Source organism: Gordonia gummivorans (assembly GCF_022513585.1).
GTDB lineage: Bacteria > Actinomycetota > Actinomycetes > Mycobacteriales > Mycobacteriaceae > Gordonia.
In genome coordinates this window covers 118,687-142,296 of the sequence record NZ_JAKWBF010000011.1, presented here as the reverse complement: position 1 = coordinate 142,296, position 23,610 = coordinate 118,687, and the positions used below count along the sequence as shown (strand labels likewise).

The 23,610-nt window shown below is 66.5% G+C and carries 25 protein-coding genes; 11 read left to right on the top strand and 14 right to left on the bottom strand.

Annotated elements, in window-relative coordinates; translation table 11 throughout:
• The 13 genes from MKW15_RS10750 to hrcA form a co-directional block, all read right to left on the bottom strand.
• On the bottom strand, positions 1-393 hold a 393-nt coding region (locus MKW15_RS10750; protein ID WP_240857605.1), incomplete at its 3' end, for a hypothetical protein.
• On the bottom strand, positions 390-1,223 hold the full coding sequence (locus MKW15_RS10745) for an isoprenyl transferase (RefSeq protein WP_240857604.1): 834 nt from the start codon (positions 1,221-1,223) through the stop codon (positions 390-392). The genes MKW15_RS10750 and MKW15_RS10745, both read right to left, overlap by 4 nt.
• Before the next feature lie 13 nt (positions 1,224-1,236).
• A complete protein-coding gene (recO, locus tag MKW15_RS10740; protein WP_240857603.1) occupies positions 1,237-1,995 on the bottom strand; it encodes a DNA repair protein RecO in 759 nt (252 codons plus the stop codon).
• A gap of 57 nt (positions 1,996-2,052) precedes the next feature.
• Positions 2,053-3,468: a YhgE/Pip domain-containing protein gene (locus MKW15_RS10735; protein ID WP_240857602.1), complete on the bottom strand. Its 1,416-nt coding sequence runs from the start codon at positions 3,466-3,468 to the stop codon at positions 2,053-2,055.
• A 130-nt stretch (positions 3,469-3,598) separates the two neighbouring features.
• Positions 3,599-4,507 (bottom strand): GTPase Era, encoded by a 909-nt coding sequence (gene era / locus MKW15_RS10730; RefSeq protein WP_240857601.1) that lies wholly within the window; start codon positions 4,505-4,507, stop codon positions 3,599-3,601.
• Positions 4,507-4,845: a cytidine/deoxycytidylate deaminase family protein gene (locus MKW15_RS10725; RefSeq protein WP_240857600.1), complete on the bottom strand. Its 339-nt coding sequence runs from the start codon at positions 4,843-4,845 to the stop codon at positions 4,507-4,509. The genes era and MKW15_RS10725 overlap by 1 nt, the downstream gene beginning before the upstream one ends.
• On the bottom strand, positions 4,842-6,320 hold the full coding sequence (locus MKW15_RS10720; protein ID WP_240857599.1) for a hemolysin family protein: 1,479 nt from the start codon (positions 6,318-6,320) through the stop codon (positions 4,842-4,844). Before MKW15_RS10720 ends, MKW15_RS10725 begins: the two co-directional genes overlap by 4 nt.
• A gap of 2 nt (positions 6,321-6,322) precedes the next feature.
• On the bottom strand, positions 6,323-6,901 hold the full coding sequence (gene ybeY / locus MKW15_RS10715) for an rRNA maturation RNase YbeY (RefSeq protein WP_240857598.1): 579 nt from the start codon (positions 6,899-6,901) through the stop codon (positions 6,323-6,325).
• Positions 6,898-7,989, bottom strand: a complete 1,092-nt coding sequence (locus MKW15_RS10710; protein WP_240857597.1) for a PhoH family protein — start codon at positions 7,987-7,989, stop codon at positions 6,898-6,900. The genes ybeY and MKW15_RS10710 overlap by 4 nt, the downstream gene beginning before the upstream one ends.
• A 138-nt stretch (positions 7,990-8,127) precedes the next feature.
• Positions 8,128-8,898 (bottom strand): alpha/beta hydrolase family protein, encoded by a 771-nt coding sequence (locus MKW15_RS10705; protein WP_240857596.1) that lies wholly within the window; start codon positions 8,896-8,898, stop codon positions 8,128-8,130.
• 36 nt (positions 8,899-8,934) lie between these two features.
• Complete coding sequence (locus tag MKW15_RS10700) at positions 8,935-9,684, bottom strand: 16S rRNA (uracil(1498)-N(3))-methyltransferase (protein ID WP_240857595.1); 750 nt, start codon at positions 9,682-9,684, stop codon at positions 8,935-8,937.
• 14 nt (positions 9,685-9,698) lie between these two features.
• The gene (dnaJ, locus tag MKW15_RS10695; protein WP_240857594.1) at positions 9,699-10,856 is read right to left on the bottom strand and encodes a molecular chaperone DnaJ; all 1,158 of its coding nucleotides are present in this window, start codon (positions 10,854-10,856) and stop codon (positions 9,699-9,701) included.
• A gap of 44 nt (positions 10,857-10,900) precedes the next feature.
• On the bottom strand, positions 10,901-11,935 hold the full coding sequence (gene hrcA / locus MKW15_RS10690) for a heat-inducible transcriptional repressor HrcA (protein WP_240857593.1): 1,035 nt from the start codon (positions 11,933-11,935) through the stop codon (positions 10,901-10,903).
• Between the two features lie 86 nt (positions 11,936-12,021).
• Here hrcA and MKW15_RS10685 point away from each other — a divergent pair, with 86 nt between their 5' ends.
• The 6 genes from MKW15_RS10685 (at position 12,022) to MKW15_RS10660 (ending at position 15,979) form a co-directional block, all read left to right on the top strand.
• The gene (locus MKW15_RS10685) at positions 12,022-12,498 is read left to right on the top strand and encodes a type II toxin-antitoxin system VapB family antitoxin (RefSeq protein ID WP_240857592.1); all 477 of its coding nucleotides are present in this window, start codon (positions 12,022-12,024) and stop codon (positions 12,496-12,498) included.
• A gap of 182 nt (positions 12,499-12,680) precedes the next feature.
• Positions 12,681-13,166 (top strand): hypothetical protein, encoded by a 486-nt coding sequence (locus tag MKW15_RS10680; RefSeq protein WP_240857591.1) that lies wholly within the window; start codon positions 12,681-12,683, stop codon positions 13,164-13,166.
• 32 nt (positions 13,167-13,198) lie between these two features.
• Complete coding sequence (locus MKW15_RS10675) at positions 13,199-13,681, top strand: hypothetical protein (RefSeq protein WP_240857590.1); 483 nt, start codon at positions 13,199-13,201, stop codon at positions 13,679-13,681.
• Between the two features lie 103 nt (positions 13,682-13,784).
• Positions 13,785-14,522: an ABC transporter ATP-binding protein gene (locus MKW15_RS10670; protein WP_240857589.1), complete on the top strand. Its 738-nt coding sequence runs from the start codon at positions 13,785-13,787 to the stop codon at positions 14,520-14,522.
• A complete protein-coding gene (locus tag MKW15_RS10665) occupies positions 14,519-15,475 on the top strand; it encodes an ABC transporter permease (protein ID WP_240857588.1) in 957 nt (318 codons plus the stop codon). Before MKW15_RS10670 ends, MKW15_RS10665 begins: the two co-directional genes overlap by 4 nt.
• 15 nt (positions 15,476-15,490) lie before the next feature.
• A complete protein-coding gene (locus MKW15_RS10660; protein WP_240857587.1) occupies positions 15,491-15,979 on the top strand; it encodes a hypothetical protein in 489 nt (162 codons plus the stop codon).
• Positions 15,980-16,460: 481 nt separating this feature from the next.
• Here the strand turns inward: MKW15_RS10660 and hemW are convergent, their stop codons facing one another.
• Positions 16,461-17,660, bottom strand: coding sequence for a radical SAM family heme chaperone HemW (hemW, locus tag MKW15_RS10655; protein ID WP_374246902.1), 1,200 nt, complete (start codon positions 17,658-17,660; stop codon positions 16,461-16,463).
• Positions 17,661-18,043: 383 nt separating this feature from the next.
• Here hemW and MKW15_RS10650 point away from each other — a divergent pair, with 383 nt between their 5' ends.
• From MKW15_RS10650 to MKW15_RS10630, 5 genes are read left to right on the top strand one after another with little or no spacing between them, the layout of a single operon-like run.
• A complete protein-coding gene (locus tag MKW15_RS10650; protein ID WP_240857586.1) occupies positions 18,044-19,840 on the top strand; it encodes a nitrite/sulfite reductase in 1,797 nt (598 codons plus the stop codon).
• Positions 19,837-20,592: a phosphoadenylyl-sulfate reductase gene (locus tag MKW15_RS10645; protein ID WP_240857585.1), complete on the top strand. Its 756-nt coding sequence runs from the start codon at positions 19,837-19,839 to the stop codon at positions 20,590-20,592. Before MKW15_RS10650 ends, MKW15_RS10645 begins: the two co-directional genes overlap by 4 nt.
• Positions 20,574-21,521 carry a sulfate adenylyltransferase subunit CysD gene (gene cysD, locus MKW15_RS10640; RefSeq protein WP_374246899.1) on the top strand — a complete coding sequence of 316 codons (948 nt, stop codon included), beginning with the start codon at positions 20,574-20,576 and terminating at the stop codon, positions 21,519-21,521. Before MKW15_RS10645 ends, cysD begins: the two co-directional genes overlap by 19 nt.
• 1 nt (position 21,522) lies before the next feature.
• Positions 21,523-22,818: a sulfate adenylyltransferase subunit 1 gene (locus MKW15_RS10635; protein WP_240857583.1), complete on the top strand. Its 1,296-nt coding sequence runs from the start codon at positions 21,523-21,525 to the stop codon at positions 22,816-22,818.
• A complete protein-coding gene (locus tag MKW15_RS10630) occupies positions 22,815-23,534 on the top strand; it encodes a sirohydrochlorin chelatase (protein ID WP_240857582.1) in 720 nt (239 codons plus the stop codon). Before MKW15_RS10635 ends, MKW15_RS10630 begins: the two co-directional genes overlap by 4 nt.
• The last annotated feature ends 76 nt before the right edge of the window (positions 23,535-23,610 follow it).

Below are 23,610 nucleotides of genomic sequence, written 5' to 3'. Positions count from 1 at the left end.
ATTCCCCACCAGCCGCGTCGCGGCGTCGGCGCCGGAGGTCAGGACGATGTGCAAGACGGTGAGCAACGGGATGTCGTCGAGGTTGCCGGCCGGAAACGTGTAGTACTGCAGCACATCTGTGGTCACGCCCTGGGGGTCGGAGCGCCGAAGGCTGCCGAAGCTCAGCTGCGCACCGCAGGTCTCGACGTCGTCGCGGAGTTGCTCGGTGTTCGGGAGGTCGAGTGCGATGAGCTGGGTGATGGCCAGCACGTCGAGCCCGTCGGCGAGGGCGAGCACCCGGATCGAAGCGCTCGTCGAACCGACTTGCACCACAAGCGATTCCGGATCGGACGACGCGACGCTGCCGATTTCGGAGAGCAGTCCCGACACCCGCCTGAGCAAGGAGTCGGTCATCGTGGGTTCACCCCGCCGAAGCGGCGGTCGCGTTCGGCATACTCCAGGCATGCCGCCCACAGGTCTCGACGATCGAAGTCGGGGAACAGCTTCTCCTGGTACACCATCTCCGCGTAGGCCGACTGCCACAGCAGGAAGTTGGAGATGCGCTGCTCGCCCGAAGGCCGCAAGAACAGATCGACGTCGGGCATGTCCGGCTCGTCGAGGTACCGCGCGAAGGTGGCCTCGGAGATCCGCTCGGGATCGATCTCCCCGCGGGCGGCGCGCCGGGCGATTTCCCGTGCGGCGTCAGCGATCTCGGCACGGCCACCATAGTTCACGCACATCGTCAGGGTCATCACCGTGTTGTCCCTGGTGAGTTCCTCGGCGACCTCGAGCTCGCGGATCACGCTGCGCCACAGTCGTGGTCGGCGGCCGGCCCAGCGGACTCGCACACCCATCTCGTTCATCTCGTCACGACGACGACGGATCACGTCGCGGTTGAACCCCATCAGAAAACGAACCTCGTCGGGACTGCGCGACCAGTTCTCGGTCGAGAAGGCATACGCCGACAGCCATGTGACGCCCAACTCGATACATCCGCAGACGGTGTCCATCAGGACCGCTTCGCCACGCTTGTGGCCTTCCGTGCGCGGCAGGCCACGATCGGTCGCCCACCTGCCGTTGCCGTCCATCACCAGTGCCACATGCCGGGGTACGAACTCGGCCGGAATAGCTGGTGGACGCGCACCGCTGGGATGCGGATCGGGCGGTCGGACCACCCGCGGTTCGCCGGGCTTCTCCGCGGCGCCCGACGCCTTGCGCCGCGACGCGCCTGGCCGTAACGCCATCACCGCACTCCTCTCACGCCGTTTCCACCAGCCTATGAGGCGCGGAGCGTTCGATGAGCGGCAGGGTTCGGAGCTGACGTTCCAGATGCCATTGCAGATGCGCCGCGGTCAATCCGCTGGCCTGGCGGCGCAACGACGGGGTCGCATCGGCGGTGTGTTCCCACTGACCCCGGAACAGCGCGTCCATCAGGTCGAGCACACCGGGCGACGGTGTCGCCGCGCCGGGCGGCCGACAATGCAGGCAGACGGCACCGCCGACCGCGACGTGGAAGGCCCGATGCGGACCGGGCGTCGCACAGCGGGCACAGACGTCGAGGGCGGGCATCCAGCCTGCGCAATGCATTGCCCGCAGCAGAAACGCGTCGAGGATCAGTTCCCGCGGGCGTCGCTCCTCGGCGAGTGCCGACAACGCCCCCACGGTCAAGCGGTGCAGTTGCGGCGCTGGCGCACGCTCTTCGCCGGCCAACCGCTCCGCGGTCTCGAGGACCGCGCATGCCGTCGTGTAGCGCCCGTAGTCGGCGACCAGGGCGTCGCCGAAGACGTGCAGGCTGTGCACCTGCGTCACCACATCCAGATTCCGGCCGGGGTAGAGATGCACATCGACGTGCGCGAACGGTTCCAGCCGCGCCCCGAACTTCGACCGGGTGCGCCGCACGCCCTTGGCCACCGCACGCACCAGGCCGTGTTCGGCGGTGAGCAGCGTGATGATGCGATCCGCCTCACCCAGCTTGTGCTGGCGCAGCACCACAGCCTCGTCCCGGTAGAACCTCACCCGCACATTCTTCCACCGGGCAACGACGGAGCGGAGCGCGACATACCGCAACGGGCCTTAGTTGGCGTTCATCACGCGGTCCAGACGCGGCGGCAAGGTCATCGCACCCGGGTAGCGATGCCAGTTCTTCCGGTCGTAGTACTTGGTGCCCGCCCAGCCGAGCAGCGCACCGAGGATCAGTCCGCCCAGGCACTGGATCACCGACCGCGCCAGACCCGCACTCAGGTCGGAGTCGAAGTAGAGAATCGATCGCACCCCGAGGTAGATCACATGCATCGGCTCCACGGCCGCTATCCACTCGAAGATCCGTGGGCTCGCCTCCAGCGGCAGCGTGCCGCCCGACGACGGCAAGCCGAAGACCACGAAGAAGATCAGGTTGAAGATCAGACCCGGATTGCCGAACACCGCCATCATCGACGTCGCCGTCACCCCGACCGCGAAGATCGCCAACACGGAATATGCCCAGAGCGCAAACGCATTCGGCAGCGACGTACCCACGGCCGCACACACCGCGATGAACAGGGCCGCCTGCACAAACGAGACGAGCAGCATGATCGTCCACTTCGCCGCCACGGTCCCCCATCGAGAGATCGACAGGCGGGTGCGAAGTTGGTAGAACGGGCCGAACTCGATGGGCGTCTGCCCCAGCATGCCGTCGACGAGGATGCTCACCATCATCGCCCCGGTGAATCCGGCCAGGATGAGCAGCAGCGCAAAATAGAACGCCGTCAACCCATTACCCGCTCCGGCAGGTAGCGGTGTGGGCTCGATCACCGTGACGTCGACCGGTGCGGCGAGCGCCACCTGGGCGGCCCCGGTGAACGGCTTGTCGAGTTTGCTCAACTGGGCGTGCACCGTGTCGGTGAGTTGCGACCCGAACTGGGCATTGACCTCGGTGCGCATGCGGTCGGCAAACGTCGTCGTGACCGACGATGCGAACGCGCCGGACCCGCGGTTGATGTAGACCCCGATCGACGGCGTCGCCGGTTTGTTGGTGAGCACGGTCGCCTGCCCCAGCGCAATCGCCTTGTTGGTGAATCCGGTGTCGATCACCACCACGCCGTACACCTTGCCGGTACCCAGGTCGTTGAACGCCGCGGCGCGATCCGTCCGGCTGATGACGATGCCGTTCTCTGCGGCCGAGGAGATCACACCGTCGGCCACCTGATCGCCGAAATTCTGCTCGGTCGACGTGCCATCCCCGTTGTCGACCTTGCCGCCGGTGTCCTCGTTGACCAGCGCGATCGGGAAGTCGTGCAGATGCTTCTCCGGGTTGACCACCGCGGCCATGTACAGGGCCGCCATCAGGCAGAACAGCACCACCACGAGCACCACCGGCAGCAACCAGAATCGCGGTGACCCGAGCACGTCGGCGATGGTCCGGCCTGCCTCTGCCTCCGGCTCGGCCGCCTCGTGTTCACCGCGGTCGGGCGCGATCACCGTCGCGTCCGGCTCCTCGTCGTGCCTGCCCATCGGTCTCCTCCCGATCCCGACCGTCTCACTGTTGTCTCGCCACGCCCTTCGAGGCTCGCTTCGCTCGCACCTCAGGGAGCGGAAGATGTCACACCCTTACCACGGGCAACCCTGCCACACCGGGATCGGATCAGAAGCCCATGCGTCCGAGTTGCTTGGGGTCGCGCTGCCAATCCTTGGCGACCTTGACGTGCAGGTCGAGGTAGATCTTGACGCCGAGCATCCGCTCGATCTGGGCGCGGGCGGCGATACCCACCTGTTTGAGCCGCGCACCCTTGTGGCCGATGATGATGCCCTTCTGGCTGGGACGCTCGACGTAGAGAATCGCATGCACGTCGAGCATCGGGACCTGGTCGGGTTCGCGTTCGCGCTCGATGATCTCCTCGATGACCACGGCGAGCGAATGCGGGAGTTCGTCGCGGACCCCCTCCACCGCGGCCTCCCGGATGAACTCGGCCATCATGACCTCTTCGGGTTCGTCGGTCAGTTCGCCTTCCGGGTAGAAGGCCGGCCCCGGATCCATCAACGACACCAGGACGTCGGTGAGGACGTCGAGTTGAGCACCGGAGTTCGCCGACACCGGGACCACCTCGGAGGTGGGTCCGAGCAGTTCGGACAGCGCCAACAGTTGAGCCGCGACCTGCTCCGGACCGACGCGGTCGATCTTGGTGACAATGCCGACGACGGTGGTCTTGGGCGCCATCTGACGCACCTGTTCCACGATCCACCGGTCACCCGGACCGATCTTCTCGTCGGCCGGGATGCACACCCCGATGGCGTCGACCTCCGAGTAGGTGTCGCGGACGAGATCGTTCAAGCGCTGACCGAGCAGGGTCCGCGGCCGGTGCAACCCAGGCGTGTCGACCAGGACGAGCTGGGCGTCGGGCCGGTTGACGATGCCGCGGATCGTGTGGCGGGTGGTCTGCGGCCGATTCGAGGTGATCGCGATCTTCTCGCCCACCAGCGCATTCGTCAGCGTCGACTTACCGGTGTTGGGACGTCCGACGAAACAGATGAAGCCCGAGCGGAACTCCCCCATCAGGCTTGTCCCACGCGGGATGTCGGCGTGCCTGCGGTGTCGGTGAGGTACACATATGCATCGGGACTCACCTCGGCGAACGTGGGCAGACCCGGGTCGTCGGCGCGGCCGTTGACCACCACCGCCGCCTCGAAACCGCGCGCACCGCTGGACAACGCGGTGGCGATCGCGACCTGTAGCGCCGACAACGTCAGCGTGGCGGTCACGACGTCGGCACCCGCGTAGGTACGCCCGTCGTCGTCGCGGACCGCCGCACCCGACGCAGCTTCGGCTCGAGCCAGCGCTCCGCGTGCGAGCACGACGAGCTTGCGGTCCTCGTCCGAGAGGTCATCGGTCACGATCGTTCCTTACTGCCGGCTCCTGATCGCGATGTGCGCGAAGCAGATCCGACGGTGTCATGGGTTCCGTTACTCCGGGCAGACCCGTCGCGGCGCTTGTGGTCCTCCGGTGTGCCACGCTCGCCGGCCGCCGCAGACAGCGATTCCGGTGCGGCAACCCGCGCGTCGCCGTTGTCCGCGCGGTCGTGTTCATCTGATCGATCCTCGTCGTCCGGGGCTTCGATCCGGGTCACCAGCACGGTCGTGATGCGCTGGCGTCCCTGCCGGTTCGGCCCGCCCTCGGCGATCAGTTCCAGCCCGTGTGACTGTACCCGCGCCCCGGGTAGCGGAACGCGGCCCAGTTCCAGACCGACCAGTCCGCCAACGGTTTCCACCTCGTCGTCGTCGATCTCGATGTCGAACAGTTCGCCGAGATCCTCCACCGGCAGCCGCGCCGACACCCGATAGGCCTCATCCGGGAGTTCCTCGATCGGGGCGACCTCGTCGAGGTCGTATTCGTCGGTGATCTCCCCGACGATCTCCTCGAGCACATCCTCGATGGTCACCAGGCCGGCGATGCCGCCGTACTCGTCGACCAGCATCGCCATGTGATTTCGGGTGCGCTGCATGTCGGCGAGCACCCGGTCGAGCGGCTTGGAGTCCGGGATGAACTCGGCCACCCGCATGACGTCGCCGACGGTGAGCGCCGACGCGTCGTCGGCCGATCTGGCGACCAGATCTTTGAGATACACCACCCCGAGGACGTCATCGGTGTTCTCGCCGATCACCGGGATACGCGAATGACCGGACCGCACCGCCAGATTGGTGGCCTGCGCGGCCGACTTGTCGGCTTCGATCCAGACCATCTCGGGCCGCGGGACCATCACCTCGCGGGCGAAGGTGTCGCCGAGGTCGAAGACGGACTGGATCATCCGGCGCTCGTCGGCGGCCACCACACCGCTGGCCTCGGCGAGGTCGACCACCTCGCGTAGTTCGACCTCGGTGGCGAACGGCCCGTTACGGAAGCCGCGTCCGGGCGTCAGCGCGTTACCGATGAGAATCAGCAACCGGGTGACCGGCTTGAGCAGGACACCGAGGGCCGACAGCAGGATCGCCGACGACAGGGCGATCGTGTACGCGTGCTGGCGGCCCAACGTCCGCGGCCCGACTCCGACGGCCACATACGACACCACCGCCATACCGGCGATCGCCGCGAACAGACCCCAACCAAGACCCAGGACGTCGGTGGCGCTCAACGCGATCAAGGCGACGGCCGCCGTCTCGCAGCTCACCCGCAGCAGCACCGCGAGCCCCACGTAGGTGGCGCGGGCGGACAGGATCGTCATCAGCCGCCGAGCTCCCGCCCGGCCTTCCTTGACCATGTCCTCGACGCGAGCGATGGACACCGTCGAGACCGCGGTGTCGATCGCGGCGAACAACCCACCGACACTGATCAGGATGATCGCCGCGACGACGAACCATATGTCGTCGGGCACGGTCATTTCTCCTCGGGCGGTGCGGCATCCAAGGCCTTAGCCTCGTCATCCGCTGCGGTGAACCCGATGTTGGACAGCAGACGCGCGTCCTTGTCGGACTGCCGCTGCTTGCGCGCCTGACGGTGACGTTGCGCGTAGAACGCCTCGAGGATCTCGTTCTGCAGGCCGAACATCTCGCGTTCTTCGTCGGGGTCCGCATGGTCGAATCCCAGCAGATGCAGAACGCCGTGGATGGTGAGCATCGAGAGCTCGTGGTCGAAGGAGCGACGTGCCGACTTGGCTTGCTGCGCAGCGAATTCCGGACACAACACGATGTCGCCGAGAATCGCGGGACCCAGGTCGGCGGCGTCGGGCCGGCCGCCCGGCACCAGTTCGTCCATCGGGAAGCTCATCACGTCGGTGGGACCGGGCAAATCCATCCACTGAACGTGCATGTCGGCCATGGTGTCCTCGTCGACGCACAGCACCGACAACAATGCCGCCGGATTCACGTCCATCGCGTTGATCGCGAAACGCGCAGCCTCGATGATCAATTCGGCCGGGACGTCGACCCCGGATTCGTTGGCGAACTCGATGCTCATGAGCGTCGTCCGTGGCTCGATGCGCGTCGGGTGGCGCGATTACCGGGCAGCTTGTCGGCGTCGCGCAGACGGCCGCCGCGCTGGGCCTCCTCGGCGCGTCCGTAGGCGTCGACGATGTCGGCCACCAGACGGTGGCGCACCACGTCCTGGCTGGTCAGGTGCGAGAAGTGGATGTCGTCGATACCCTCGAGGATCCCCGTTGCGGCAAGGAGACCGCTTCGCGCACCGCCAGGAAGGTCGACCTGCGAGACGTCGCCGGTCACCACAACTTTGGAGCCGAAACCCAACCGGGTGAGAAACATCTTCATCTGTTCGGTGGTGGTGTTCTGCGCCTCGTCGAGGATGATGAAGGAGTCATTGAGGGTTCTACCGCGCATAAAAGCCAGCGGCGCCACCTCGATCACCCCGGCCGCCATCAGCTTGGGGATCGACTCCGGGTCGATCATGTCGTGCAGGGCGTCGTAGAGCGGACGCAGGTAGGGGTCGATCTTCTCGCTCAGCGTGCCGGGCAGAAACCCGAGCCGCTCGCCGGCCTCGACCGCCGGTCGGGTGAGGATGATCCGGTTGACCGCTTTGGACTGCAGGGCCTGCACGGCTTTCGCCATCGCAAGGTAGGTCTTGCCCGTGCCGGCCGGTCCGAGCCCGAAGACCACCGTGTTGTTGTCGATCGCGTCGACGTAGCGCTTCTGGTTGAGCGTCTTGGGGCGGATCGTCTTGCCGCGCCGCGAGATGATGTCCAGGGACAGCACCTCGGCCGGCGACTCGGCGGTCGTCTCGGAGAGCATCGACACGCTGTGCCGCACCAGGTCCGGCGTCAGCGGGGTGCCGCGGCCGACGAGGTCGACCAGTTCGCCGATGACCCGCTCGGAGGCCGCGACATCGGCGGCGGCGCCGGTCAGCGTGACCACGTTGCCGCGCACATGGATCTCGGCGGGCAGAAGCTGTTCCAGGGTGCGCAGATTGACGTCGCTCGCGCCGAGCAGCCCGAACACCACTTCGGGAGAGACTTCGACGGTAGACGTGACCACAGATCGGCGCGTCGAGGTCGCGCGCGACTGCCCGCTCGTGTCGGGATTGTCGTCAGTCACGTATGAAATCACTCCTGATCATCGGGTTGTGTGGCACCGCCCATGCGCGCTGGGCAACACTGCGGTGCACGCCAGTGTATCGCGACACAACGAGCGGCCAGCAGGCAATATTCCGGTGCCGTTCACATCCCCTACCGTTCAGATCCCCAGCACGCGCATCGTCTGTCGGTTTCCGACGCTGCGCGGGTTCACGAAGACGTCGTGCCCTTCCTCCGGCACCACGATCAGCTCGGCGGACTGCCCGCGCGACCCCACCACCTCGACGTAGTGGCGGCTCACCTCGACGGGGATCGCGGTGTCCCTGTCGCCGTGCACGGCGACGACGTGCGCGTCGAAGATGTCCTGCTCGATCGGTGACGCGGCCCGATACCGCGCCGGCGCGTCCGCGTAGGACGCCCCGATCAGCGCGCGCACCGACTCGCGACCCGCCTGGCCTGCCGCGACGAGGTCGAGCGCTGCCGACTGCGCCACAACGGTGGTGATGCGCGTCCGGGCCGTCTGGGCGCCGAGTCGGGCGACCGCGCACACCGCCAGTTGACCGCCGGCCGAATGGCCGACCACACCGACCGACGACCAGTCGACGCGGTCGGCGACCACGTCGGGCAACGGCGCACGCACCTGCTCGTCGAGCGCCGACAGCGCGTCGACGACGTCGGTCGCGCTGTTCGGCCAGCCACCACCGGGCTCGCCGACGCGGCGATACTCGATGTTCCACACCAGAGCGCCACGTTCGGCGTATTGCCGAGCGATTGCGGACTCGATGGTGAGGCTGAACTCCGTGGTCCAGTACCCGCCGTGAATCAGGACCACCGGCCGCATCGTCGGCGGCAGATCGGCCGGATCGGATGCGTGATAGAGGTGACCGAACTTCGACGGCGCCGCGCCGTAGTGGATCTTGGTGCGATGCACCGCACAGCGTTTCACGAGTTGACCGGTTTCACGAGCTCACCGCGTCCAGCGGTCGGTCAGGGCACCGATCGCCCCGAGCGCGACCGCAGCGGCCGTCGACGTCCGCAGGATCTCCGGGCCGAGGATCACCGCGTGCCCACCGAGAGCGGTGAGGTCTGCGACCTCGCCGTCGTCGAGGCCGCCTTCTGGCCCGATCACCAGCACGATCCGATTGGCTTGCGCCAGTGGAAGATCGCGCAACGACGCGGACGCCTCCTCGTGCAGGATCGCCACCGTGCCGCCCGTCGCGATCGCGTCTGCGCAGAGTGCGCGCACGTCGGTCGTCGACGCGAGGTCGGTGACGTCCGGAATCCAGGCCCGCCGACTCTGCTTGGCGGCGGCCGACGCGGCGACACGCCACTTCGTCACGCCTTTGTCGGCTTTACCTGCCCACCGCGCGACGCACCGGGCCGCTTGCCACGGCACGATGATGTCCGCGCCGGCCTCGGTGGCGAGGTCGACGGCCAACTCGGAGCGCTCCGATTTCGGCAGCGCCTGCACCACGGTGACCTGCGGGGTCGGCCGTGCTCGGTAGGTGAACTCACGGACTCGCGCGATCAGCCGGTCTTTCGCCTCGATGGACTCCACCTGCGCCAGCGCGGTCGATCCGGCGCCGTCGCCGATCACGACGCGCTCGCCGACCGACACCCGGGTGACCGTGACCGCATGCCGGCCTTCGGGACCGCCGAGCACGACATCGGCTCCGGGTTCGGGGACCGTCTGGACCCAGAACAGCGGAGGACTCATACGCCCGCCGACCGCTACCGGCCCGCGAACGCGTTGCGCAGACGGGAGAACAGCCCGCCCGGACCGGCGGCGCTCGTGGTGTTGATGATCTCGATCTGATCGTCGGACGCGTCGCGGAAGCGTTTGAGCGCCTCGGACTGCGCGGCGTCGAGCTTGCCGGGCACCACCACGTCGAGGTGGACGTGCATGGTGCCGCGAACACCCGAGTTGACGTGTGGCATGCCCTGTCCGCGCAGCTTCACCACCTGGCCGGGCTGGGTTCCGGCGGCGATCGTGACGGTCACCTGATCGCCCAGGATGGTGTCGACGGCGAACTCCGAACCGAGCGCCGCGTCGGCCATCGGCACCCGCAAGGTGCAGTGCAGGTCGTCCTTGTCACGCATGAACACCGCATGCGGGCGCTCGGCCACCTCCACGTAGAGGTCACCCGCGGGTCCGCCCCCGGGGCCGACCTCACCTTGACCGGCCAGCCGCACGCGCATACCGCTCTCGATGCCTGCCGGGATCCGGACGGTCATCGTGCGGCGCGACCGAACGCGGCCGTCGCCACCGCACTTGTGGCAGGGATCGCTGATGACCTCGCCGACGCCATGGCACGTCGGGCAATCGCGGACGGTCATGACCTGGCCGAGGAGCGAACGCTGGACGGCCTGGATCTGCCCGTTGCCCTTACACGTGTCGCAGGTGGTGGGTTTGCTGTCGCCGTTGGTTCCCGATCCGGTGCACACGTCGCACAGGATCGCGGTGTCGACGGTGATCTCCTTGTTGACGCCCGACGCACACTCGTCGAGGTCGAGTTCGATCGCGACAAGTGCAGGCTCGCCGGGCTGTACCCGGGACCGCGGGCCGCGCCCCGAACCGAATCCGCCGCCACCACCGAACGCACCGCCGGACCCGAAGAACGCCTCGAACACGTCACCGAAACCACCGCCACCGCCGAATCCACCACCGGCACCCGCGGTCGCGAGCGGATCTCCGCCGGCGTCGACGATGCGACGCTTCTCCGGGTCACTCAACACCTCGTAGGCGGTGCTGAGTTCCTTGAAGCGTTCCTCTTCTCCTGGATTGACGTCGGGATGCAGTTCGCGTGCCTTCTTGCGATAGGCGCGCTTGATCTCCTGGTCGCTTGCCCCTTGGGGCACGCCCAGAATTCCGTAATAATCACGTGCCACGGTTGTGTCGGTCCTTCAGGTATGGCTCGGTGTTCAGGTATGGCTCAACGTTCGGCGAGTACTTCGCCGACGTACTTCGCAACGGCTGCGACGGATGCGATTGTTCCCGGATAGTCCATGCGGGTCGGACCGAGCACGCCCACCCCGCCGAACACCGTGCCCGATGCACCGTACCCTGTCGACACCACCGAGGTGCCGCGCAGGTTCTCCGTCTGGGTCTCCTCCCCGATCTGCACTGTGACGCTGCCCATACGGTGCGCCGCGGCGAGCAACTTCAGCACCACGACCTGCTCTTCGAGCGCGTCGAGTACCGGGTCCATGCCGCCGGTGCCAGGGGCGAAATCGGCCGCCGACCTCGCCAGATTCGACGTCCCGCCCAGCACCAGACGGTCGTCCCCGCGCTCCACCAGCGTCTCCACGAGCACCGTCGCCACGTTCACCACTGCGGTGCGGATGTCGGCGGGGGCGGCATTGGCGACCTCGGCCACCGCGGCCGACGCCTCCTCGAGACGTTTACCGTGCAATGCCACCGAGAACATGTCGCGCAGCCGGATGAAGTCCTCGTCGTCGAGATCCTGTGACAGCGCGACCACCCGCTGTTCGACGCGCCCGTTGTCGGTGATCACGACCAGGAGCAGACGCGACGGCGACAAGGTCACCACCTCGAGATGGCGCACGGTTGCCGTGGACAGGACCGGGTACTGGATGACGGCGACCTGTCGGGTCAGCTGGGCGAGCAGCTTGACCGACCGGCGAAGTACGTCATCGAGATCCACTCCGGAATCGAGCACCGAGAGAATGGCGCGACGCTCGGCACCCGACAGCGGTTTGATCTCGCTGATGCGGTCGACGAAGACGCGGTAGCCCTTGTCCGTCGGTACCCGACCAGAACTCGTGTGTGGCTGGGTGATGTACCCCTCGGCCTCGAGGACGGCCATGTCGTTGCGCACCGTCGCGCTCGAGACGCCCAGCTGGTGACGCTCCACCAACGCCTTCGAGCCGATCGGCTCCTGCGTGTCGACGTAATCCGTCACGATCGCGCGCAGGATCTCGAACCGACGATCATCGGTGCTGGACACGCTTTTCACCTCCTGACCACGCTCGCTCTGCCATACAGTGGGTAACGTCCATCTTACGAAACTGCGCTGCAAAGGCCGGACAAGCAATGATCTTCAAGGGGGTGCGCGAGGGCAAGCCCTATCCCGACCACGGTTTGTCGACGCGCGCGTGGGCCAAGATCCCGCCGCGGCAGTTGCGACTCGACGAACTGACGACGGTGACGACGGTGCTCGCGCTCGACAAGCTCCTCAGCGAGGACTCCACTTTCTACGGGGACCTGTTCGCGCACGTCGTGCGCTGGCAGGGCGAGTTGTACCTCGAGGACGGATTGCACCGCGCGGTGCGGTCGGCGCTGCGCAACCGGCACATCATCCATGCCCGCACCCTGGATCTGGACGCGCTGGATCTCCGTTCGGAGGCCACCTCCATCGAGCAACAACTCGGCGACACCGCCGAATTGCCGAAGGCGGAACGTCCGGCCGGCGCCCATCGTCGGCCCACGCCCACCGGTGGCCGGAGCACGGGATGGACCACACCACCGCGCGCGCCCGACCCCAGTTGGAGCAGGCCGGTCGTCGAGTAGGACATGTGACCAGGAACAACATTTCTAAGGTTTGACTAACCTCTCATCGCATCGATAACATTTCGGACACCGACTTCTCACGACCAGCGACGTTCGGGCGACGGTCGGCCATCGGGGGTTCTCGGGCCGAAGGCCGACCAAGCGATCGAGTCCACGTCGTCGGTTACCGATGAAAGGACAACATGATCAAGCTCCTCCGCACCGCGACCATCGCGGTGTTCGCGCTGCTGCTCGGCGTCGGACTGGCCGGCGCGCCTGCCAACGCCGACGTCAACATTCGGGCCGGAAAGGCTGCGGACCTCTCCGTTGCCGCGGCCAACCCGAGCACCGCACAGCTCGAGCGTCAGTACGCCGGATTCTGGAACCCCAACGTTCCGGTGTCCCCGAAGTACGCCGCCAGCTACCGCGGCAACACCCCGAAAGTCCAGCAGCAGATCAACAAGGTGCTGGCCAATTCCCGGACCATGGACTTCTTCTCGATCCAGGGGCGTCTGACCAGCAAGACCATCAACGGCAACCGGATGACCGCGCGCGGCAACGGTGTGATGGCCGGATTCCCGGCGCAGGGCGTCACCATGGAGTACATCCGTGACGGCGGCCTGTGGAAGTTCGACTGGAAGGCCTACTCGCAGAGCAACGGCCTCAAGGGTCTCGACTGGGGCTACTGAGCCGCATCTTCATTGAGTGACAAGGATCTGACATGAGCAAGTTCATCCGTCTGGCCGCGATCGGCTTCTTCGCGCTGCTCCTCGGAGCGGGACTGGCTTCGCCGGCTCAGGCCGACGTCGACATCCGTTCCGGGAAGGCCGCGGATCTCCCCATCCGCTCGGCGAATCCGAGCAACGGTGAGATCGAGCGTTCGTACGCGGCGATGTGGAACCCCAACGTTGCGCTGGCTCCCAAGTACGCAGTCAGCGTTCGGGGCAACACCCCCAAGGTGCAGACCTCGATCCAGAAGGCGATGTCCATGAGCAAGACGATGGACTTCTTCTCCATCAAGGGGCGGGTGACCGGTAAGACGATCAACGGCAACAGCATGACCGTCACCGGCAATGGTGTCATGGCCGGCTACCCGGCGCAGAGCTTCACGTACTACTACGTCCGCGAGGGCGGCATCTGGAAGTACGACTGGAAGGCCAACTGCCGTCCGGGCTGCCAGGGCAATCCCGACTGGGGATACTGATCGGCAACACACGGCGGCCCCTCGCGACGCGAGGGGCCGCCGTGTGCTCTGTGTGGCCACTAACCGGTCTGCTGAGACCTCTGTACAGAGAGATGCACTTTCGATGATCGAAGTGACAGGCTTGTCGAAGTCGTTCGGCAAGAAGGAAGCCGCGAAGGACGTGACGTTCCGGGCCGAACCCGGCGCGCTCACCTATCTTTTGGGACCCAACGGGGCAGGCAAGACCACCGTCCTGCGCATGATCGCGGGCCTCTCGCGCCCGAGCTCGGGCACCATCTCGATCAACGGCTCGCGGTTGCGCGCCCTCCCGGATGTCAAGCGAGAGATCAGCTTCTGCCTCGGCGCCTTCGTCCGCAACCCCAATCACACCGGGCGCCAACACCTTCGCTGGCAAGCGCGGCTCGCGGGCATCGACACCGCCGACGCCGACCGCGTCCTCGAACTGGTGGGTCTGTCCGATGTGGCCAAGCGGCCCACCGGAAAGTACTCCTATGGAATGCTGCAGCGACTGGGGATCGCGACGGCACTGCTCGGCGACCCGCGGACCATCGTCCTCGACGAGCCCGCCAACGGCCTCGATGTCGAGGGAACCCTGTGGCTGCGTGACCTGCTCACCGGCCTCGCCAACGAAGGCAAGTGTCTTCTCGTCGCCTCCCACAGTCTGTCCGAGGTGGAGATCAACGCGTCGTGGGTCATCATCATGGGACAGGGACGCGTGTTGTCCAACACCTCCCGAGACGAGATCGTCGCCGCCGGTACCGAACCACGCAGGCTCGAGTCGGCCTACCTCGACATAACAAGGAACAGTGTGGAATACGCGGGAACAGGGGGCGCACGATGAGTCACCGCGCTCCCGATTCGACAGTCGCGACCGGCATCGAATCGGTGCCCGACGCGCAGCCGACCGACATCGACGCCGCACATTCGGCCACACCCGGTCCGGACGTGGCGCCCCTTCCGCCGGCCACCCGGGTTCGGTCGACAAACGTGCTCACCCGCTCTGCCCGACTCCCCCGCGATCTCGGCCGCGCCGTCGGCAGCGAACTCGCCAAGCTCTCCTGGCGTAGCCCACTCTGGTATGCGATTGTTCCACTGGCCGTTCTGATCCCGACCGCCATCAACTTCGGCATCGCCAAGGCAACCCAGATGGAGGCGATCGACGGCAGCGGCGGTATGGACACCAACAACGCCGGTTACTGGGTGATCGTCTTCTCGACCATCATCATGATGTCGGCACCCGTCTCGTCGTTCTCCAACGAGTTCAAGGACCGCACAGTGGAGATCGTCTGCTCGATCCAACCGCGCCGATGGCTCCTGCCGGTCGCGAAACTGATTGTCTTCGGCACGATTTCGGCGCTTGTCATCGCCGGGACCATCTTCGGAATCCTGTCGGTGTTTCCGCACGTGTTCCCCGAGATCTGGGGACGCGTGGATCTGTGGTCGGCCGCCGGGCTCCGGCAATGGGTGGGCACCGCGTACCTGTCGGTGTTGATCTGCGCACTCGGCCTCGGTTTGGCGGTTCTGCTCCCGCGGCCCGGCCTGGTGATCATGGTGATCCTGCTGTGGATCTGGGGTATCGAGAACTTCGTCGGCATGATCCAGGGCGACATCGGGCTCACGTTGCAGAACTACTCGCCGTTCAAGAACGCGACGCTCGGCGTCGGCCAGATCACCTCCATCGAAAGCCCATTCGGCGGACCGAACGGCTCACTCGTCTATTTCTCGATCATCGCCATCGCGATCTTCGTGTTCGGGCTGGTCCGATTGGCCTCGACCGATCTGAAGAGCGAATAGCTGAGGAGCTCACCAATGAAACTGTTCAAACTTGTTGTGGCGTGCGTGTTCACGGTCATCTTCGGACTCGGACTGGCCGCGGCTCCCGCACACGCGGACGTGTCCGTCCGATCCGCCAAGACTGCAGACCTCTACGTCCGCACCGCTGCTCCGGGCAACGCCGAGCTCGAGAAACAGTTCGCCGCACTGTGGAACCCGAACATTCCGATGGCCAACAAGCTCGAGGTGAGCTATCGCGGCAATACACCCAAGGTGCGTGCGCAGGTGCAGAAGGCCCTGGCATACAGCCGGCAGATGGACTTCTTCTCGATCACCGGCCGCTCGATCGGCGCACCGACCATCAACGGCAACCGGATGACCATGACCGGCAGTGTGGTGATGGCAGGCTTCCCGGCCAAGACGTCGCGCTACCACTACATCCGCGACGCCGGACTGTGGAAGATCGACTGGAAGGTCACGTGCCAGGAACTGCAGTGCAACGGCAACCCGGACTTCGGCTACTGATCCGAAGCGCTCGATGGCTGCCCCTGCGACCTGCGGGAATCTGTACGCGGGAGGCTGGTCAGGTGCACAGCGCACTTGGTGGGGTTGGCAGGTACAGCTTTCCTACGGGTGGCGATCGTGTTCGGGACCGTCTGATCGAGGAACTCCACGGCGACGGCCACTGAAACGTTCCCCGACGACGTCGGCGGGTGGGTCGCGGCGACCCGGTGCTCGCGTTTCTCCCATCTGCTCGTAATGCATTGCGCGCAGATGGGAGACATGCGAGCAGATGTCAGTAGCACCGCCGGGTGAGAGGTGTCTGTGCGCGGCCAGCCGAGATGGTGTTCGACACGGCAGTCGAGCCACATCGTCGGTGTGTCGCGATTTCAGAAACCGCGTGTCTGGTCAGAAACCCGTGCGCGCCAGCGGTTTCTGGCGACACCTGCGGTTTCTGGCGACAAGCGCGGTTTCTGCGACGAAGACGACGGGAGGATGGTCGGGATCAGTCCCAGAGGATTCGGCGAATGACCCCGTCGGCAAGCAACCGCCCGGCATCGGTGAGTACGTAGTCGTCGTCGCGCCGGATCAAGAGCCCCTCGCCACACAGGTCGGCAGCCCGACGATCCTCGGCGTCGTCGAGCGCGGTCTGTGGGAGTCCATCGCGGCATCGCGTGGTCAGCATCACGGTTTCGACATGCCGGTCGGCGTCGGCGAGGATCTCTGACTCCGCGCTCGGCAGCCGCCGGCCGCCGAGTGCGTCGGCGTAGCGCGCCGGATGCTTGACGTTCCACCAGCGCACTCCGTTGACGTGGGAATGCGCACCCGGGCCGATCCCCCACCAATCGTGGCTGCGCCAGTACGCGAGATTGTGGCGGCATTCGCCCGCAGCCGACCGCGCCCAGTTCGACACCTCGTACCAGGAGAACCCCGCGTCGGTGAGCCTGCGGTCGAGGATGCGGTAACGGTCGGCGAGTACGTCGTCGTCGGGTGCAGGCATCTCGCCGCGCCGAATTCGCCGCGCCAGCGCCGTGCCATCCTCGACGATCAAGGCGTATGCCGACACATGGTCGACGTCGGCCGCGAGGACCGCGTCGATGCTGGCGTGCAGGTCGGCGTCCGACTCCCCCGGCGTCCCGTAGATCAGGTCCAGGTTGACGTGTGCGAACCCGGCTGCGCGCGCCTCGCGCGCGGCTGCGACGGCCCGCCCCGGCGTGTGCGTGCGGTCGAGCACCGCCAGCACGTGAGCGGCTGCCGACTGCATACCCAGCGAGATCCGGGTGAAACCGGCCGCGCGGAGCCCGTCGAAGAACTCGGGAGAGGTCGACTCCGGATTCGACTCGGTGGTGATCTCCGCGTCGTCGGCGATCTCGAAGTTGTCGCGAACCCGGTCGAGCAGACGACCGAGCCCAGACGCCCCCAGCAGCGACGGCGTTCCGCCACCGACGAAGATCGACGACACCGGCCGAGCCGGACGCAGCAGCGTCGACGCCGCCTCGAGTTCGGCGGCCACCGCGTTGTGCCATGTCTCCGGCGACGACGCGCTGCCGAGTTCACCGGCGGTATAGGTGTTGAAGTCGCAGTAGCCGCACCGGGTCGCGCAGAAGGGAACGTGCAGGTACAGGCCGAACGGCACGGACCGATCGGCGCTCGCACATGCTCGTGCGATGGCCGGATCCACAACCGGTGGCGACGAGACCTTCACCTGTCCATCATGCCGACCGAACCCGGCAACGGCGTAATCGGCTCGGAAGCGTGGGACACCGGTGGGAATAGACGACGGACCGCACGCCTTGACCCTCATACCTGCATGGATCAACGACCGACCTTTCCATCACAGTGATGGAAAATAACCCCAAGTAGACGAGGCGACCACGAGCGTGGCACTATGGACACCGTGATTTTCCCAGGGGTGTGGCTGGCTGCGCGTCGCCACATTGATTTCAAGCGCGTCTGCAGCGCATTCTGTCGCGTTTAGCGACGTCTCGGCCCTGAGGGATCCCGCATTTCCAGCGGGACGCCGGCACGTAAACCAGCCCGTTCATCGTGCGATACCCGCCGGCCCTGTGCGCCGGCACAGGAGATTTCATGACGTCCACAACAGACGCCCCTGCCGTGCCCGAAGAGTCCGCACCCAAGGGGCCCGCGGAGTCGAAGCGGCCCGCACGGACCCCGCGCACCCCGCGTTCGGAGGCCGGCGATGACGCCCCGCGGCAGGCACGCAAAGCACGTCCGACCAAGCGCCGCGCGGAAGGCCAGTGGAAGCTGGGCTACCGCGAACCGCTCAACACCAATGAGCAGGTCAAGAAGGACGACAACCCGCTCAACGTCCGGGCCCGCATCGAGAACATCTACTCCAAGCAGGGCTTCGACTCGATCGACAAGCAGGATCTGCGCGGCCGCATGCGCTGGTGGGGCCTGTACACGCAGCGCAAAGAGGGCTACGACGGCACCTGGACGGGTGACGAGAACATCGACATCCTCGAGGACAGCCACTTCATGATGCGCATCCGCTGCGATGCCGGTGCGCTCAACGTCGAGCAGCTCCGCACGCTCGGTCAGATCTCGACCGAGTTCGCACGCGACACGGCCGACCTGTCCGACCGCGAGAACGTGCAGTACCACTGGATTCGCATCGAAGACGTCCCGACCATCTGGGAACGCATCGAGGGCGTCGGACTCAAGACCACCGAGGCGTGCGGCGACTGCCCGCGCATCATTCTCGGCTCGCCCCTGGCAGGCGACGCCATCGACGAGGTCCTCGACCCCACCCCGGCGATCGACGAGATCGTGCGCCGTTACATCGGCGACCCGCAGTATTCGAACCTGCCCCGCAAGTTCAAGACCGCCATCTCCGGCCTGCAGGACGTCTCACACGAGACCAACGACATCGCCTTCATCGGCGTCAACCATCCCGAGCACGGCCCCGGTCTGGACCTCTGGGTCGGCGGTGGCCTGTCGACCAACCCGATGCTCGCCCAGCGGGTCGGCGCCTGGATCCCGCTCGACGAGGTGCCCGACGTGTGGGAAGGCGTCGTCTCGATCTTCCGTGACTACGGTTACCGCCGCCTGCGCGCCAAGGCACGCCTGAAGTTCCTGATCAAGGACTGGGGCATCGAGAAGTTCCGCCAGGTACTCGAGGACGAATACCTGGGTCGCAAGCTGATCGACGGTCCGGCACCCGAGCCGCTGACCCAGCCGCGCGACCACGTCGGTGTGCAGAAGCTCAAGAACGGGCTCAACTCGGTCGGCTTCGCCGCGATCGCCGGGCGCGTCACCGGGACCAAGCTGACCGCCGTTGCCGACGCGGCCGAGCGCATCGGCTCCGATCGCATCCGCTTCACGCCGTACCAGAAACTCGTGGTCCTCGACGTCGCCGACGACAAGGTGGAGCAGCTCATCGCCGAACTGGCTCCGCTCGGACTGCAGGCGCGCGCCTCCAATTGGCGACGAAATCTCATGGCCTGCAGCGGTATCGAGTTCTGCAAGCTGTCCTTCGTGGAGACCCGGAAACGGTCGCAGGTGCTCGTGCCAGAGCTCGAGGAGCGCCTCGCCGACATCAATTCAGGTCTCGACGTCCCGATCACCGTCAACATCAACGGCTGCCCCAACTCGTGCGCGCGATCGCAGATCGCCGACATCGGCTTCAAGGGACAGCTCGTCGAGGACGGCAACGGCGGGCAGACCGAGGGCTTCCAGGTTCATCTCGGCGGCAGTCTCGGCCAGGACGCCGGCTTCGGCCGCAAGCTGCGCCAGCACAAGGTGAACTCGACCGAACTCGGCGACTACATCGAGCGCGTCGTCCGCAACTTCGTGGACCAGCGCAACGACGGAGAACGGTTCGCGCAGTGGGCCGTTCGTGCCGACGAGGAGGCACTGCGATGAGCACGTCCACCGCCACGCCAACGGCCACCGGCCGGCGTTTCGACGAGCACGAGTTGCGCGCGATCGCCGAGCGTGGAGCCGCCGACCTCGGACCGGACGCGACGCCCGCCGAGCTGTTCGCCTGGACCGCGGAGAACTTCGGCGACAACTTCGTCGTGGCCTCCAACATGCAGGACGCCGCACTCGTCGACCTCGCCGTCAAGCACATCGACAGTGAGCTGATCGGCGGCGATCCGGTCAAGGTGCTGTTCCTCGACACCGGCTATCACTTCGCCGAGACGATCGGCACCCGAGATGCCGTGGAGCAGGTGTATGGCGTCGAAATGGTCAACCTGACACCCGAGCGTTCGGTTGCCGAGCAGGACGAACTGTTGGGGCGCAACCTGTTTGCCCGCGACCCGGGTGAGTGCTGCCGGCTGCGCAAGGTGGTGCCCCTCAAGGCCGGCCTGCAGCGTTTCGACGCGTGGGTCACCGGCATCCGCCGCGTGGAGGCGCCGACGCGGGCCAACGCACCGTTGATCTCCTTCGACGAGGGCTTCGGGCTGGTCAAGATCAACCCGATCGCACCGTGGTCAGACGAGACCATGCAGGACTACATCGACACCCACGGCGTTCTCGTCAATCCCCTTGTCGACGAAGGCTATCCATCCATCGGCTGCGCCCCCTGCACGGCCAAACCAGAACCCGGATCCGATCCGCGCAGTGGCCGTTGGGCCGGTCGCGCCAAGACAGAATGTGGGCTGCACGCATGACCATCACCGAGACCCCGCGCGAGATCGTCGAATCCGACGACTTCACCACCCTCGACGCACTCGAGTCCGAGGCCATTCACATCTTCCGTGAGGTTGCCGGCGAGTTCGAACGTCCGGTCATCCTGTTCTCCGGTGGCAAGGACTCCACCGTGCTGTTGCATGTGGCACTGAAGGCCTTCTGGCCTGCTCCCCTGCCGTTCGCGCTGCTGCACGTCGACACCGGACACAACCTGCCCGAGGTGCTCGAGTTCCGCGACCAGGTCGCCGAGCGTCACAATCTTCGCCTGCATGTCGCGTCCGTGGAGGACTACCTCGCCGACGGGCGTCTCACCGAACGCCCCGACGGCGTCCGCAACCCGCTGCAGACCATTCCCCTGCTCGACGCGATCACCGAGAACCGCTTCGACGCGGTCTTCGGCGGCGGCCGTCGCGACGAGGAGCGCTCGCGCGCCAAGGAGCGGATCTTCTCCCTGCGCAACGCCTTCGGCCAGTGGGACCCCAAGCGTCAGCGGCCCGAACTGTGGAACCTCTACAACGGACGTCACGCCGCCGGCGAGCACGTACGCGTGTTCCCGCTGTCCAACTGGACCGAACTCGACATCTGGCGCTACATCGCCCGCGAGCAGGTGCTGCTGGCGTCGATCTACTACTCCCACAAGCGCGACGTGTTCCAGCGCGACGGCATGTGGATGACTCCCGGCGTCTGGGGCGGCCCCCGCGAAGGTGAGGAACTGCAACGACTCTCGGTGCGCTACCGCACCGTCGGCGACGGCTCGACGACCGGCGCGGTGCTGTCGGAGGCCGCCGATGACGAGGCCATCCTGGCCGAGGTCGCCGCATCACGACTGACCGAGCGCGGTGCCACGCGCGGTGATGACCGCGTGTCCGAGGCCGCCATGGAAGACCGCAAGCGCGAAGGATATTTCTGAGATGAAGCACGTACCCGACCTCCTTCGCATCGCGACTGCGGGAAGCGTCGACGACGGAAAGTCGACCCTCGTCGGCCGCCTGCTCTACGACACCAAGTCCGTTCTCGCCGATCAGATCGACGCCGTCACCAAGGCATCGGTGGACCGCGGCCTCGCGACCCCCGATCTCTCGCTGCTCGTCGACGGCCTTCGCGCCGAGCGCGAGCAGGGCATCACCATCGACGTCGCCTACCGCTACTTCGCAACGCCCGCACGGTCATTCGTGCTCGCCGACACGCCCGGGCATGTGCAGTACACCCGCAACACGGTGTCCGGTGCGTCCACCGCGCAACTCGTCATGCTCCTCGTCGACGCGCGCAATGGTGTTGTGGCGCAAACGCGTCGGCACGCGGCCGTGATGTCGTTGCTCGGCGTGCCCCAGCTGGTCCTGGCGGTGAACAAGATCGACCTGGTTGACGATCCGGCGACCGTGTTCGCCGAGATCTCGGCCGAGTTCGCCGAGTTGACCCATTCGCTGGGCTGGTCGGCTCAGCAGGTGCAGGCGATCCCGGTTTCCGCGCTGCACGGCGACAATGTCGCCACCCGCTCGGAGAACACGCCGTATTACGACGGGCCGACGCTCATCGAGCACCTCGAGAACGTGCCCAACGTGACCGATCGCGAACCCGTCGGCCTGCGTTTCCCCGTCCAGTACGTCATCCGGCCGCGCACCCCCGATTACCCGGACTACCGCGGCTATGCGGGACAGATCGCTGCCGGACGCGTGTCGGTCGGCGACGAGGTCGTCGTACTGCCGTCCGGCCGCCGGACCACCGTGAGCCAGATCGACACGGCCGACGGGCAACTCGCCACAGCGCATACCGGACGCAGCGTCACGCTGCTGCTTGCCGATGACGTCGACATCTCGCGTGGCGACGTCATCGCCGCCACGGCCGACGCTCCCGAACCGGTTCAGCAGTTCACCGCGACCGTGTGCTGGCTCGCCGAGAAGCCGCTGCGGCCGGGCGCACGTCTGCTGCTCAAGCACGGCACCAAGACCACGCAGGCCATCGTCGGTGCGCTCGACGCGCTGTTCGACGAGCAGAACCTGGCGTTGGTCGAGGCCCCGGAGTCGGTGGAGCTCAACCAGATCGTGCGGATCTCGGTCCAAACCGCGGAACCGATTCCGGCCGACGACTACCAGATCAATCGCGAGTCGGGCAGCTTCTTGCTGATCGATCCGCAGGGCGGCAACACCCTCGCGGCCGGCCTGGTCGGCGACGCACTTGCGCCGCTGCATCTCAAAGAGCTGGTGTGACAACCACTCTCGTCCTCGTCGCGCACGGCAGCCGGGATCCGCGATTCGCGGATACCGCGCGCCGTGTGCGTGCGGCGGTGGCCGACCGGCTCCCCGGTGTGCGGGTTCGCTTGTCCTACCTCGACCTCAACGAACCTCGCGTCGAGGAGGTGCTGGCGTCATCCGGGCCCGCACCCGTGGCGGTCCCGCTCCTGCTGGCCGCGGGCTACCACAGCAAGACCGACCTCCCCGCCATCATCGGTGAGCACTGCCCCGGCGCTCGGCAAACCGACGTGATCGGCTCGCGCACAATGACTTCCGGCCTGGTACAGCGTCTTCGTGAGGCGGGGATGTCGCGACACGACGGCGTGATCCTGTGCGCGGTGGGGTCATCGGATCCGACCGCCGATCGCCACGTGCGCCGTCGCGCAATCGAATTGTCCACCCGGTTGCACCGACCGGTCGAAACCGTGTTTGCCACCAAACTGGGTCCCAACCAGCGTGCATTGCACACCGCAGTTCGGCGGCTACGTGCCGGCGGCGCGCGTCGTATCGCCCTCAGCCCGTACTTCCTGTCGGCCGGCCTGCTGACCGAGCGCGTCGAGTGCGCCCTCGACACGATCGTGTCCGACGCGGTCGTCGCCGGCCCCCTCGGCACCCACGCCGACGTCGTGGATGCGGTCGTGTCGCTCTACCGCGGGGCCACCCTCGACACCCCGCTCGTACACCAAACCTGATCGTCGAGCGTGCGTCGCGGATCGTTGACCGTGCGCCGGAAATCGTTGACCGTGCATCGTGTTCCGTTGACTGTGC